Origin of the sequence: Lactiplantibacillus plajomi, from assembly GCF_005405405.1 — a bacterium.
GTDB lineage: Bacteria > Bacillota > Bacilli > Lactobacillales > Lactobacillaceae > Lactiplantibacillus > Lactiplantibacillus plajomi.
The window spans coordinates 1-596 of record NZ_BJDZ01000069.1 but is presented as its reverse complement, the minus strand read 5'-3'; the positions used below and the strand labels follow the sequence as shown (position 1 = coordinate 596).

Genomic DNA, 596 nt, shown 5'->3' with positions numbered 1-596 from the left:
GAACATCAACAAGGACTAGCTTATTTATCGGGACAGCTTAGCTTAGATCAGTTAGAAAATCATCACTTACAACGGGTTTTAAAGCATGATGGCACTAAACAACTCTTTTTGGGTGAATGCAAAGTCGATCCGACGATTAAGAACAGTCAGATTGAGAAAATCCAAAAGCAGTTAAAAGGGCAACAAGCCAAGGACGACCAGTACAGAAAAGAAAATATCGGACATTATCAACCGCTAAATTACAAGCCAGTTAGTCCAGACTATTACTTAAAGACGGCCTTTAGTGACGCAATCATGACTGTTCTATATGCTCGTGATGAAGATTACCAACGGCAAAAACAAGAACGCGGCTTAAAAGAGACCGAGTGGGAAATGACGAAAAAGCAGCGGCAACATCAAACCCGGAACCGGCATGAAGATTGGGGCATGCACTTGTAATCACAAAATTAGCGACTGGTTAATTGGTATGAATGGTAGCCCATAATGTATTTTATATTGAGAAAAATTTGGTACGTAGAGCGTGCTCGATTAGTTACGTATAGCTGCCAGCCTTGTGTATGGTCTATCAAAGAGACCAGGTAAACAAAACCTTTAAG

General features: G+C 40.6%; 1 pseudogene. It reads left to right on the top strand.

Going from position 1 to position 596, the window contains the following annotated elements:
* Positions 1–438, top strand: a pseudogene (locus FFM82_RS13445) (MobQ family relaxase); the annotation flags it as partial.
* Positions 439–596 lie beyond the last annotated feature (158 nt).